Below are 12931 nucleotides of genomic sequence, written 5' to 3' on the forward strand. Positions count from 1 at the left end.
ATGAAAACTAATTTACGTTAATCATTGAAATAAAGTCATCAAACAAATAACGACTATCATGTGGCCCCGGAGTAGCTTCAGGGTGATATTGTACAGAGAAGGCCGGTTTTCCTTTGATTCTGATCCCTTCGATAGAATCATCGTTGAGATTAAGATGAGTGATCTCTACAGCGTTTGAGGCCCTTACAGCATCTGGATTTACACCAAACCCATGATTCTGCGTAGTGATCTCACTTTTACCGTTTATGAGATTCTTTACGGGGTGATTCAATCCTCTGTGGCCATGGTGCATTTTAAATGTAGGAATATCATTTGCCAATGCAAGCAGTTGATGCCCTAAACAAATACCGAATAAAGGTTTTTCTGCTGCTAAAATTTGTTTTACAGTTTTTACTGCATAATCCATTGGTTCCGGATCTCCAGGACCATTACTGATGAAATATCCGTTAGGCTTAAACTCCTGCAGCTCTTCGAAACTGGTTTTTGCATTATGCACTTTTACGTAAGCGCCTCTTTCAACCAGGCAGTTCAATATATTTTTCTTTACTCCAAAATCCAAGACCGCTACTCTGATATTACTATCCGGATTGCCTAAATAATATGATTCTTTAGTAGATACTACTGAGGCCAATTCAAGTCCACCCATTGATGGTACCTTAGCCAATTCTGCTTTTAATTTTTCTACATCCATGTTATCAGATGAGATAATACAATTCATTGCACCTTCTCTACGCACATGTGCTACCAAAGCCCTGGTATCAACATCATCAATAGCAACTACCTGTTGATCTTCGAAATATTTTTGTAAAGAATTATCAGCCATAAAACGGCTGTATTGTTCTTCCAGGTTTCTTCCAATCACACCTTTCACTTTTACACTATCACTTTCTACATCTACGTCTTTTACACCATAGTTGCCGATATGAACATTGTTCATGATCAATACCTGGCCATAATAACTAGGATCGGTAAATACTTCCTGATAACCGGTCATACCTGTATTGAAACATATTTCGCCGGTAGTAGTTCCTACTTTCCCAAAGGATTTTCCGTAAAAAACTGTTCCGTCCTGTAATACTAAAATTGCTTGTTGAGATACGTTTGTTGGAGTCATTGTTTAAAGGTTATGCAAAGAAAAGAATTCAAATTGGTTAATAGATAAATATTTTTTTCACATTCGGCTCAGAATTTTCGGAATTATAAAATTTGCAGAATTAGAGTAATTAATTAGCAATAACTTTCAAATAGTGAATGCATTTTCATCACAAAAGTGCAATTCTGAGAATTCTTTAATTCAAAAAATTTTGATCTAGACATAAAAAAAACTCCGATACTAATACCGGAGTTTTTATATGATTATAATTTCTTCAAATTACGCTTCTGTTTTTTCTTCAGAATCAGTTCCGGTAGCTTCTTCAGCTTTTACTTCAACTGCTTCTTCAACAGCAGTAGTATCAGCTTTCTTTTTAGCTCCACCACTACGTCTTGTTTTCTTAGCAGGTTCAGCAGCTGTAACAGCAGTTTTACCGTAGATCTCATTGAAGTCAACTAATTCGATCATTGCAACTTCAGCATTATCACCAATTCTTTTACCTAATTTGATGATACGTGTGTAACCACCCGGACGACTAGCAACTTTTGGAGCAACTACTGTAAATAATTCTTTAACAGCAGCTTTATCGTTTAAGTAACTAAACACAACACGATGATTGTGCATGATCGTTTCTTTACTATCGGTAGCTTTAGTTCTGGTGATCAATGGCTCGATGTAAACACGTAAAGATTTAGCTTTAGCCAAAGTTGTAGTGATTCTCTTGTGAGTGATCAACTGACAACCTAAATTCATAAGCAAGGCTTTTCTGTGAGAAGCTGTTCTGCTTAAATTGTTGTTTTTGTTTCCGTGACGCATGACTTTTTTGTTTTAAATTTCCTCTGCACCGTGTCAGGATTTGCAGAGTACTGGTTATTGATGTGCTGATGTGCTGATGTGTTAATGTGCTAATTAATCAGCACTTCAGCACATCGGCATATCAACTAATTAATTATTCGTCGTCTATTTTCAATTTGCTCAGATCCATTCCAAATCCTAAACCTCTTTCGTTTAGTACTTGTTCGATTTCGCTTAAAGATTTTTGACCGAAGTTTCTGAATTTCATCAGGTCTTCTTGTTCGTATTGTACCAACTCACTTAATGAATTGATCTTAGCTGCTTTTAAACAGTTAAATGCACGTACAGAAAGATCAAGATCTTCTAATGGAGTTTTCAATACTTTACGTAATTGTAAAGTTTGTTCGTCCACTAAGTCTTCTTTCTTATCTTCTTTAGTATCAAAAGTGATGTTTTCATCAGTGATGATCATCAAATGTTGAATTAAGATACGGCTGGCTTGTTTTACCGCTTCTTCAGGATGAATAGTACCATCGGTAATAACTTCCATGATCAATTTTTCAAAATCCGTACGTTGTTCCACACGAGTGTTTTCGATGGTGTATTTTACGTTTTTGATCGGTGTGTAAATAGCATCAACCGGAATATATCCGAAATGAGAACTTTTTTCTTTGTGTTCTTCAGCAGGCACATAACCTCTACCTTTTCCGATAGTGATCTCGATGTCCAACTTAGCGCTGTTATCCATAACACAGATACCTAATTCAGGATTCATCACTTCAAAAGAAGGAGATGCTTCGCCGATCATACCTGCCGTGAATTCAGTTTTATTTTTGATAGAAAGGGTAATTTTTTCAGTACCGATCTCTCCTTCAATTTTCTTTTTGAAACGAACTTGTTTAAGGTTCAATATAATTTCTGTTACATCTTCAGTGATACCTTTGATGGTAGCAAACTCGTGATCAGCACCAACGATGTTGATACCAATAATTGCATACCCTTCTAAAGAGTTAAGCAATACTCTACGAAGTGCGTTACCTATGGTTACACCATATCCTGGCTCAAGCGGACGAAATTCAAACTGAGCTTCAAAATCATTAGCTTTTTGAAGAACAATTTTATCGGGTTTAACAAAATTTAAAATACCCATATGAATGTTTATTATTGTTTTTAAAATGAAGCATTTAGTAAAGTCAAAAGGTAAAAGTCAAAACCTGTTTTTTGGGTTTTGACTTTTAATTTCTTACTTGCTGTACAATTCCACGATCAATTGTTCCTTGATATTTTCCGGAACACTTTCTCTTTCAGGATATGCAATGAATGTACCTTTAACTTCGGTTTCATTGAAATCGATCCAGTTGAATTTTACATTCTTAGGACGAACATTTCCAGTAATAGAAGCATTCACAGCACTCTTATTTTTCAACCCGATAACATCACCTGGTTTTAAAGAATAAGAAGGAACATTCACCACTTCACCATTAACGGTAATGTGCTTATGACTTACTAATTGACGAGCAGCCTGACGACTAACTGCGATACCTAAACGGTAAACAGTATTATCTAAACGAGCTTCTAATAATTTGATCAAATTTTCACCGGTAACACCTTTACGACGAGCAGCCTCATCAAAAGTTTTACGGAATTGTTTTTCCAACAAACCATAAGTGTATTTTGCTTTTTGTTTTTCACGTAACTGTAAAGCGTATTCGCCTAAAGTTTTACGTTTACGGTTTGCACCGTGCATTCCGGGAGGGTTGCTGTTTTTAGTCAACCATTTACCATTGCCTGTGATAGGCTCTCCGAAAATTCTGGAGATCTTTGTTTTGGGGCCTGTGTAACGTGCCATAATTGTTAATTGATTTTTTAGTTACAGTGCATCATCGTAAAAATCTAAAATTTAATGATACACCCTGTTATTAAAAATTGGCAATAAACAATAGACAAATTGCCAGTTGCTTATTGCACATTGCTTATTTGATTATACTCTTCTTTTCTTTGGAGGACGACAACCATTATGTGGTAATGGAGTTACATCCTTGATCATATTTACTTCGATGCCATTTTGAGACAAAGAACGGATAGCACCTTCACGACCGCTACCTGGACCTTTTACAAATACATCTACTCTTTTTAATCCAGCATCTGAAGCTACTTTTGCAGCATCAGCAGCAGCCATTTGAGCTGCATAAGGAGTATTCTTTTTACTTCCTTTGAAACCCATTTTACCTGCACTAGACCAAGAAATTACCTGACCTTGTTTGTTGGTTAAACTGATAATGATGTTGTTGAAACTTGCAACGATGTGTGCATCTCCGTAGCTATCTACTTTAACTACTCTTTTTTTTGCAGCTGCTTTTGCGCTGTTCTGTGCTTTTGCCATAATTAATTTAAACTTAGGTAATCTTAAAAAATACACTCCGATTTTCATCAGAGCTGAACTAACCCTCCCGCTGGCTTATAAAGCGATCTGGCGTTGGTTCAAAATAATAAGCCTTATTAAAATTTAGAATACCGAATGTTGAATGACGAATTGATCGTTATTCAACATTCGTAACTCTTACTTATTTCTTAGCTACTTTCTTTTTACCGGCAACTGTCTTACGTTTACCCTTACGAGTACGACTGTTAGTACGAGTACGTTGTCCACGAAGCGGTAACCCTTTACGATGACGTAAACCACGGTAACAAGCGATATCCAACAAACGTTTAATACTCATTTGTACTTCACTACGTAAAGCACCTTCAGTTTTAAACTCATTGTTGATGATGTTACGAATAGCAGTTTGTTCGTCATCATTCCACTCGTTCACTTTTTTGTCAACGCTAATGTTAGCTTTTCCTAAAATGTACTGAGCAGTGCTACGACCAATACCATATATATAGGTAAGTCCTATTTCGCCTCTTTTGTTTTTTGGTAAATCTATACCGGCAATACGAGCCATAATTTTCTTTTAATTTATTGTTTTCTTTTTATTAGAATTGGCAATGAACAATACACAATTTGCTAATTGTCTATTGCAAATTGTTCTTACCCTTGTCTTTGTTTAAAACGAGGATTCTTTTTATTGATCACAAATAGTACGCCTTTTCTACGTACAATTTTACAATCAACACTTCTTTTTTTAATGGAAGCTCTAACTTTCATTTTGCTTTGTTTTATTTATATCTGAAAATAATTCTACCTCTTGTTAAATCATATGGGCTCATTTCAACCCCCACTTTGTCTCCCGGTAAGATCCTGATGTAATGCATCCGCATTTTTCCGGAGATAGTTGCCAATATTTCATGCCCGTTTTCAAGCTTAACTTTAAACATAGCATTGCTTAATGCTTCTAAAATCGTACCGTCTTGTTTAATAAGTGCCTGTTTAGCCATATAAATTTTGGAGTGCAAAGGTAAGGGTAATAATTTAATTATTACAAAAAAATGCCTACAAATACCTATAAATGTGACATTTTTTTAGTAAAAGGGGGCTAATGGGCGGCTTATCCCCATATTTTGGGGATAAAATAGCTTGCGGAACGAAGATAAAAATGCCGGAATTAAGTATTCCGGCCGTAACAACGTCTTTTTTAAAATGCCTCTTCGTTGAGGTGAACCTTGGTCATTTCGTAGAAATGGTTCTGTAATTGATGTACACTTATCCAATTACCAATGATCCTTCTCTCATCCCTGTACCATATCTCCATTTTAGAAAAATCACTTTTTATAGGTAATAGTATCCTGAATGCTCCTTTCATATATTTAACAGAGCCGTCTTCATTTTCCTGTTTGGTAAACTTTAAATTCATTAACTGCTCTTCATTCAGGGGTATCGGGCTCAATTGATCCAATTCGAACCAAAACTCCTGCACTCCTGTGTCTACACAGACCTGCTTTTCATCATGATTCAGATTAGTAACTTCCCCGGGAAGCTTGTCTCCGTCGTTATCGGCAATTAAGAAATCACCTACTCTAATGTCTTGAAATTTAATCATGGCAAATCGTTTTAATGTTACCTCCAATTTAATGTATTTTTTGGTATATCCAATTAAACTTACCGGCTTTTTATAAAAAATGGCCGCTGGTAAAAGCGGCCATTTTTTATTTATTGTTTAGACTGTTATTTGGTTAAAGTAAATACCACCCTGCGATTCTTTAATCTGCCGGCAGCAGTTTTATTTGAGGCTATTGGTTTTTCAGCACCAAACCCTTCTGCAGTGATACGACTTTCGTCAATTCCTTTTTTAACAAAATAGGCTTTTGCCGCATTAGCTCTGTCAATTGACAGCTGCATATTTTTATCAGCATTACCTACGCTGTCCGTATGCCCTTCGATTGAAAGTTGTAAAGAAGGATCAGCTTTTAAGACTTTCACTACATTATTTAATGCAGCATAAGATTTTTTGAGGATCACCGATTTACCTGTAGCAAACTGTAACCCTTTAGCAGCAATATTTACCTTTTTGATCAGGTCCTTTTTAACAGCTGGTTCGCTTGCCGCTGCGGCAGGTTTCTTAGCTCCTTTTTTAAGTTGAGGACAACCGAAATTATCTCTATCTCCAACCAGACCCGGACATTTATCTTCCTCATCATTCACGCCATCTCCATCAGTATCCGGAATAGGACATCCTTTGTATTTTGCTACTCCGGCCACGGTTTTACACTGATCTTCTTCATCATTTACTCCATCACCATCTGTATCAGGAATTGTACAACCATTGTATCTCGCCAGCCCGGCAATGGTTTTACAACTATCCATATCATCATTTACTCCGTCGCCATCTGTATCAGGAACAGGGCAACCATTATATTTTATTACCCCCATAACAGTTTTGCAACTATCCACATCATCGTTGATGCCGTCACCGTCTGTATCAACAACTGCTATCACCGCGGCTTTTTCTTCTTTAGCCAAAGGCGCTTTTACATCATTTGAATTTGATGCATTGTTATCATTTTTGGCTTTATGCTTTTTTGTTTTATATACTGTTTGTTCAACTACAGTGGTTTTAACAGCAGTCAGATTTTTTTTCTTTAGCCCTCCGAAACGAATACCGAAATGAACATCCGCTTGTTTTGATTTATCCATCAATGCAGTTAAAATACTTCCCGAACCAAAGAACAATGGTCCGATACGAAGAGACAACCCTGCATTGAAATTAGTAAGCTCATTATAATTCAACGGAATGTACAATCCAAATTTCCTGCCTTCATATCTTGGTGTAAGTGTTACAGAATTGTTGTAATAAGAGGCGTATTTATTATCCTTTTTTGCAACGTTTAATTGTGTAGACAATCCAACAAATAAATTTTTATGAATATTATAGTCTACACTTGCCTGTAAGTTAGTTGGCAACGATGCTTTATAACTTGACGCAGCGGTTCCAAGATTAGTAAAATATGGACTGCCGTCTAAATAAGTTTTAATCTCTTCTATAGATTTCCCATCCAGATCTGAAGGATACCATTTTTGTCCTCCGCTGATAGAAACAGAATAGGCGCCTGTTTTATTGGCATCAGGCGTATATTTAATAGACCCCATATCCATCAATGATACAGCTACTTTGTACTTATACTTGTTTGGATATTTTGCTGTAGCAGCATCTCCATAAGGACGATATTCATACACAAATCCAAGGTCTGCACCAAATCCTGAGCTTTTAAATTTAGTCAGGTCATTTGCTTCAAAATTATCAATATCCACTCCACTGATACCAATTGCTACAGCACCCGAAGCATCTCTGATATAAGTATCTCCAAGAAGATCTTCATCGGCTGTACCTTTAAAATTTGCAATGTTTGCATAAGTATTAGCTACCCCTGCCAGGTATTTACCGGTGATCCCTCCTTTCAGGAAATGATGCTTATCGCTATATAGCACATGTGCTAATGTGAGACCAAAATCTGCCCAGCCATTTACTACAATCTTTTGATTGGCATCACTACTTAATGTTAAAGGCAAAGAGCCCTCAAGATTATCATCTATACTTTTTATTAACTGTCCGTCTATGTCTTTAATATTAGCTAAAGTGCGAACACGGGTAGTAATTGCAACTGAAGTTTTAGGACCGGCATTAAACATAAATGATGGACCAAAAACATCAATATTGGCCATTGCATTTGTTTTTTTAGCACTGCTGCCAAACAGAACGCTATCAATATTTTTGCCAAACGCATCCCCGATATTATCGATCTTAAAAGATGCATTGTTATTACCGAGTCCTGCATGAACGGAAACAAGGTTGACATCCCATCGATAGCGGCTATCTGCAATGTTGGCCGGATTAGAAAAGACGCTGTTTACTCCAATATAATTCCCGGAAATATATCCCGGAAAACTTTGTGCAAAACTGATTACGTGTAGGGTAATCAAAGCGATAAAAAGAAGAATTTTTCTCATAACTGTTAGGTTGTTTAGTTTTGATATGAATTGCTAAGACGATACAAAATAATAAATAGTTGCATAAACGCAATAACTTTATACCCGAATTACTACTAATAACCTACTAAAACAAAAAATTGAAAAAAATAGGTTTACTATCCGATACACATCATTATATGGATGATATCATATTGGAGCATTTCAAAGACTGTGATGAAATATGGCATGCCGGTGATTTTGGTACTATTGCTATCGCAGAAAAACTGGGCTCTTCTAAACCATTGAAAGGCGTATATGGCAATATTGACGGCAATGACATCAGAAGCGTTTACCCCGAGCAATTAATTTTTATGTGTGAAGATGTAAAAGTTATGCTGAGGCATATAGGTGGTTATCCACCAAAATACAATCCAGAAACCAAGAAAGAATTACTCCTCCACAAACCTCAATTATTTATCAGCGGACATAGTCATATTTTAAAGATAATGTATGACGATAAACTGGAATGTTTGCACATGAACCCGGGTGCCGCCGGCAAACAAGGCTGGCACAAAGTGAGAACCATTGTACGTTTTACTATTGATGGCAACAATATAAAGGATTGTGAAGTAATTGAATTATAAAATTTATAAATACAAAACAATCTTCAACGTATTTTTGCAGCATGAGACTACCGATCACTATCCTGGGCGTATTGCTTTTCTTGTCATCCTGCTCTGATACAAGTGTTGAAAAAAACAGTAACACAGCAGACTTGCCTCTACAGGAAAAAGAATTAAAAAATGCCATAGAAAAATTCCCTGACTCCCTTTTATTAAAAGAAAATCTAATTCAATATTACTGCGATAACAGTAATTACTCACAGGCAATTGCAGAAGTAGATAAGTATATAAAAAAAGATACCGCCAATGCCCGTTTATGGGATATCAAGGCCACATTGCATTTTCAAAACAAAGACACTTTAAACACGATCAAAGCTTTTGAAAAAGCAATAGAAATTTTTCCCGATCCGCAATACATCATTTCATTGGGAACTGTTTATGCTCAAACAAAAAATCCGATGGCCTTAGCCATGGCCGATGCACTTTTAAATGCCCCTAAAGCCAATGCACAAACGCAGGCTTTTTTCATAAAAGGGTTGTATTATAACTACAACGGAGATTATGTTCAAGCCATTACCTTCTTCAATACCTGTATTCAGGCCGATTATACATTCCTTGATGCTTATACAGAAAAGACCATTGCTTTATTTGACATGGGTAAATATGCAGAGGCGCTGAAAACTTCCGAAAAATCGGTATCCATTCAAAGCAGCTATCCGGATGGTTATTACTGGATGGGACGTTGTTACGAAAAATTGAATAACAAAAATGAGGCTATCGCTAATTATAAGATAGCGCTGCAACTGGATGATAATTACATAGAAGCTAAAGATGCCCTGGGCAAACTAGGCGTTAAATAACCTGCATCGATATAAATCCGTAATTTTAATATTCAAAATCTATATATGGCTATAATAGCTCCTTCCTTACTTTCTGCCGATTTTTTACAGTTACAGGCAGATTGTGATATGCTGAATAAAAGTAAAGCTGATTGGTTCCATCTCGATGTAATGGACGGCAGATTTGTTCCCAACATTAGTTTCGGACCAATGCTGGTGGAATTTTTCAGAAAAAGTACTACCAAAGTATGCGATGTGCATTTGATGATCGAAGAACCAGAAAGATATGCTGAGGCATTCAAAAAAGCAGGTGCCGATATTCTAACAGTTCACCAGGAAGCATGCACCCATCTGCACAGAAATATTCAACAAATAAAAAGCCTGGGTATGAAGGCCGGCGTTGCCATTAATCCGCATACGCCTGTTGAATTATTAAAAGACATTTTGGGTGATATTGACCTGGTTTGTTTGATGAGTGTAAACCCTGGTTTTGGCGGTCAGGCCTTTATCCCTCATACGATCAACAAAATAAAACGCCTGAGAGAAATGATCGACGAACAACTATTAGATGTAAAAATAGAAATTGATGGTGGCGTTACATTAGCTAATGCTAAATCTATTATCGATGCCGGGGCCGATGTACTGGTAGCAGGCAGTACGGTCTTTAAAGCTGCCGACCCGATAGACACTATTGCACAATTAAAAAAGATTGTGTAAACTATTTATCTTTAGCATATGAGATCATTCATCACCCTTGTATTATCACTATTTTTCTTATCGGCAACTGCACAAAAAAAAGCTGCTTTTGTGAGTGGTAAAGTGCTGGATGAAAATGAAAATCCTTTAGCAAAAGTTTCTGTAACTATTTTAGGCAAGACAACCGGTGTTATCACCAATGATAGTGGCTATTTTAAAATAAAAGTTGCCGCCGAAAAAACATTGGCACTGGTTTTCTCCTACAGTGGCTTTAGTGAAACCAAGCAAATATTTTACTTAAGCGAAAATGAAGAAGAAAAAATTACTGTAAGATTAGAAAGAAACAGTAAAGTGTTGGATGAAGTCGTAGTGGGTGATGACAGAGAAAGAGAAAGAGTTGAAACAGGGCTTACCAAGATCAATCCCAAAAGTGCCATTACATTACCTTCTACTATCGGTGGTGTAGAAGGCCTGATCAAAATCCTTGTTGGTGGTAACAACGAACTTACCTCACAGTATAATGTACGTGGAGGTAACTACGATGAGAATTTAATTTATATCAACGATTTTGAAATATTCCGTCCTTACTTAGTAAGAAGTGGTCAACAGGAAGGGTTGAGTTTGATCAATCCTGAAATGACCAGGAATGTGAATTTTTATAATGGTGGATTTCAAAGTAAGTACGGCGATAAAATGAGCAGTGTACTGGATATCCAATATAAAAAACCCAGGGCCTTCGGTGGTTCTGTGTATGTAAGTTTATTGGAGCAAGGTTTTCATTTAGAAGGATCTGCCAAAAATGAAAAAGTTTCATACCTGATTGGTGTAAGAAATAAAAGTAATCGTAACTTATTAAGCAGCCAGGAAACACAAGGTTCATATATCCCTTCGTCAAATGACCTGCAGGCTTTTGTTACATACAAATTAAATGACAAATGGCAGTTGGAAATGCTGGCCAATTATTCAACCAGTAAGTTTTCATTCTTCCCTGAATCTGCACAAAAAACATCTTCTGTCTTCTCTCCTCTTTTTACCGCAAATCTTGGATTGGATATTTATTTTGAAGGACAGGAAAAAGATGGCTATACAACTAACCTTATCGGATTAAGTGCCGTAAATCAAATCAATAAAAAAACGAAACTAAAATGGATGGTCAGTCATTTTCAAAATAAAGAAAATGAGAATTTTGATATTGCAGGTGCTTACTTGTTCGGCGACAGAGACTTTGATAACAGCAGCAGCAGTTTCGGACAGATCGTAAATCCTCTGGGTGCAGGATATTATCAAAATTATGCAAGAAATGAACTGAATATTGAAGTTTGGAACGGAACACTGAAAGGTAGTATCGACAAGGGAAAGCATTTTATACAATTTGGTAACAGTATTGAACAAACGAATATAAAGGATAAATTATACGAATGGGAGTACCAGGACAGTGCCGGATATTCGTTGCAGCTAAACTCAGGCAAATTATATAATTTCTTAAATACCAATGCGTCTCTTTCTATCCAAAAATATACCGGTTACGTGCAGGATAATATCAGTTTTAAAAATGACAAAAGAGATATCACACTACAAGGAGGCATCAGATACAATTACAATTCTCTCAGTAAAGAATTTTTGGTAAGCCCTCGTGTACAAGCCAGCATAAAACCTAACTGGAAAAAAGATGTTGTAATAAAATTTGCAGCTGGGCTTTACAGCCAACCTCCTTTTTACAGAGAATTAAGAAAATATGACGGCACACTGAATATAGATGTAAAATCTCAAAAAAGTTACCAGCTGGTTGCCGGAATGGATTATAATTTCAAATCGAAAAATCGGCCTTTCCGTATCACAACAGAAGCTTATTACAAAAGTATGTGGGATGTTATCCCCTATGATATTGATAATGTAAGAGTGCGATATTTTGGCAACAACAATGCCAAAGCATACGCTTACGGTATTGAAACAAGATTATACAGCGAATTGGTAAAAGACGCAGAAAGCTGGCTTAGCATAGGTTTGATGCGTACCAGAGAAAATATCGAAGGTGATCATTATTACCAATATAAAAATGCTGCCGGTGAAACTATTACCTCACGTAGTCAGGACCAGGTTCCCGTGGACAGTGTAAGAAATGAAGTGGGTTGGTTACGCCGTCCTTCAGACAGGTTGATCACCATTGGTTTATTTTTGCAGGATTACCTCTCTACCAACAAAAACTTCAGAGTGCATTTGAACCTGTTATACGGAAGCAATATGCCTTACAATATTCCTAATAGTGTTAAATATAGAAATGGACTTATCATTGAGCCATATATAAGAGCAGACATTGGCTTTAGTGCACTGTTACTCAGTGAAAAAAACAAACGCAGAAGTCATAGCCCTTTCAAAAATTTTGATAACATCTGGGCAAGCTTTGAGGTATTTAATTTAATCGACCGTCGTAATACCATCTCTTATCAACTGATAAAAGATTTCAGTAATACAGTGTATAGCATTCCTAATCGATTGACTCCAAGATTAGTGAATTTTAAAATTGTAGGAAGATTTTAAA

Annotated in this window: 14 protein-coding genes; 4 read left to right on the forward strand and 10 right to left on the reverse strand. The window is 36.5% G+C overall.

Features of this window, described 5'->3' with window-relative positions; translation table 11 throughout:
- Window positions 1-7: 7 nt before the first annotated feature.
- The 10 genes from carA to LK994_RS13665 all read right to left on the reverse strand — a co-directional run bounded on the left by carA (window position 8) and on the right by LK994_RS13665 (window position 8273).
- On the reverse strand, window positions 8-1114 hold the full coding sequence (carA, locus tag LK994_RS13620; RefSeq protein WP_229760646.1) for a glutamine-hydrolyzing carbamoyl-phosphate synthase small subunit: 1107 nt from the start codon (window positions 1112-1114) through the stop codon (window positions 8-10).
- A 258-nt stretch (window positions 1115-1372) separates the two neighbouring features.
- Window positions 1373-1909 carry a 50S ribosomal protein L17 gene (gene rplQ, locus LK994_RS13625; protein WP_229760647.1) on the reverse strand — a complete coding sequence of 179 codons (537 nt, stop codon included), beginning with the start codon at window positions 1907-1909 and terminating at the stop codon, window positions 1373-1375.
- Between the two features lie 133 nt (window positions 1910-2042).
- Window positions 2043-3038 carry a DNA-directed RNA polymerase subunit alpha gene (locus LK994_RS13630; RefSeq protein ID WP_229760648.1) on the reverse strand — a complete coding sequence of 332 codons (996 nt, stop codon included), beginning with the start codon at window positions 3036-3038 and terminating at the stop codon, window positions 2043-2045.
- A 93-nt stretch (window positions 3039-3131) separates the two neighbouring features.
- Entirely contained in the window at window positions 3132-3737 is a 606-nt protein-coding gene (gene rpsD / locus LK994_RS13635) for a 30S ribosomal protein S4 (protein WP_229760649.1), read from the reverse strand.
- Window positions 3738-3869: 132 nt separating this feature from the next.
- Window positions 3870-4271: a 30S ribosomal protein S11 gene (gene rpsK, locus LK994_RS13640; RefSeq protein WP_229760650.1), complete on the reverse strand. Its 402-nt coding sequence runs from the start codon at window positions 4269-4271 to the stop codon at window positions 3870-3872.
- A gap of 181 nt (window positions 4272-4452) precedes the next feature.
- Complete coding sequence (gene rpsM, locus LK994_RS13645) at window positions 4453-4833, reverse strand: 30S ribosomal protein S13 (protein ID WP_229760651.1); 381 nt, start codon at window positions 4831-4833, stop codon at window positions 4453-4455.
- Between the two features lie 86 nt (window positions 4834-4919).
- Window positions 4920-5036, reverse strand: a complete 117-nt coding sequence (gene rpmJ, locus LK994_RS13650) for a 50S ribosomal protein L36 (protein WP_229760652.1) — start codon at window positions 5034-5036, stop codon at window positions 4920-4922.
- 11 nt (window positions 5037-5047) lie between these two features.
- Window positions 5048-5266, reverse strand: a complete 219-nt coding sequence (gene infA, locus LK994_RS13655) for a translation initiation factor IF-1 (RefSeq protein WP_229760653.1) — start codon at window positions 5264-5266, stop codon at window positions 5048-5050.
- A 197-nt stretch (window positions 5267-5463) separates the two neighbouring features.
- Window positions 5464-5868 (reverse strand): hypothetical protein, encoded by a 405-nt coding sequence (locus LK994_RS13660; RefSeq protein ID WP_229760654.1) that lies wholly within the window; start codon window positions 5866-5868, stop codon window positions 5464-5466.
- A 125-nt stretch (window positions 5869-5993) separates the two neighbouring features.
- Window positions 5994-8273, reverse strand: coding sequence for a DUF5723 family protein (locus LK994_RS13665; protein ID WP_229760655.1), 2280 nt, complete (start codon window positions 8271-8273; stop codon window positions 5994-5996).
- 119 nt (window positions 8274-8392) lie between these two features.
- Between LK994_RS13665 and LK994_RS13670 the strand changes: the two genes are divergently transcribed.
- Genes LK994_RS13670 through LK994_RS13685 form a run of 4 tightly spaced genes read left to right on the forward strand, consistent with a single transcriptional unit; the run spans window position 8393 to window position 12930 of the window.
- Window positions 8393-8878, forward strand: coding sequence for a metallophosphoesterase family protein (locus tag LK994_RS13670; RefSeq protein WP_229760656.1), 486 nt, complete (start codon window positions 8393-8395; stop codon window positions 8876-8878).
- Window positions 8879-8919: 41 nt separating this feature from the next.
- On the forward strand, window positions 8920-9717 hold the full coding sequence (locus LK994_RS13675; RefSeq protein ID WP_229760657.1) for a tetratricopeptide repeat protein: 798 nt from the start codon (window positions 8920-8922) through the stop codon (window positions 9715-9717).
- A 45-nt stretch (window positions 9718-9762) separates the two neighbouring features.
- On the forward strand, window positions 9763-10413 hold the full coding sequence (gene rpe / locus LK994_RS13680) for a ribulose-phosphate 3-epimerase (protein ID WP_229760658.1): 651 nt from the start codon (window positions 9763-9765) through the stop codon (window positions 10411-10413).
- Window positions 10414-10431: 18 nt separating this feature from the next.
- Window positions 10432-12930, forward strand: coding sequence for a TonB-dependent receptor (locus LK994_RS13685; protein WP_229760659.1), 2499 nt, complete (start codon window positions 10432-10434; stop codon window positions 12928-12930).
- The last annotated feature ends 1 nt before the right edge of the window (window position 12931 follow it).

The sequence above is a fragment of the Ferruginibacter lapsinanis genome (genome assembly GCF_020783315.1).
GTDB lineage: Bacteria > Bacteroidota > Bacteroidia > Chitinophagales > Chitinophagaceae > Ferruginibacter > Ferruginibacter lapsinanis.